The sequence below is a fragment of the Mesorhizobium sp. M7A.F.Ca.CA.003.01.2.1 genome, from assembly GCF_003998945.1.
GTDB classification, from domain to species: Bacteria; Pseudomonadota; Alphaproteobacteria; order Rhizobiales; family Rhizobiaceae; genus Mesorhizobium; species Mesorhizobium ciceri.
The window spans coordinates 1-522 of the sequence record NZ_RZRA01001626.1; the positions used below are offsets into that span (position 1 = coordinate 1).

The following is a 522-nucleotide window of genomic DNA, read 5'->3' on the forward strand; positions in this document are numbered from 1 at the left end:
ATGTCGAGCGTATCCTTGCAGATCTTGGCGTTGACGCTGGTGATGCCAAGCGGGTGATCGAAGTGTGGAACAAGATCGACCGGCTCGACGAAGGCAACCGGACCCGGCTGCTTGCAGACGGCGCCGATGCCAACAAGGCGCCGCCGATTGCGGTGTCGGCGGTGACCGGCGAGGGCATCGATGCGCTGAAGGCGATCATCGAAACGCGGATGGCGGGCGAACTCGAAGACCTCACCGTGACGATCGAGCCGGCACAGTTCGGCCTTGTCGACTGGCTTTACCGCAATGGCGATGTGGTTTCGCGAAGCGACAATGACGACGGCAGCGCCACCATCTCGCTGAAGGCCACGCAAAGCGCGCGCGAAGAGATCGAAAACAGATTGCGTCGTAAAAACAACGGATAATCCGGAGCAGTTCCAGGAAAAGTGTATAGCGGTTTCCGTCGGGAGTTGCCCGAAAAGAGAGACTACTTCGCGGTCTTTGCTTCCTGCCAGAGCGCTTCCATCTCGGCCAGATCAGCCT

The 522-nt window shown here is 59.4% G+C and carries 1 pseudogene; it reads left to right on the plus strand.

What is annotated here, in order from left to right:
• A pseudogene (locus tag EN969_RS34610) lies at positions 1 to 404 on the plus strand (GTPase HflX); the annotation flags it as partial.
• Positions 405 to 522 lie beyond the last annotated feature (118 nt).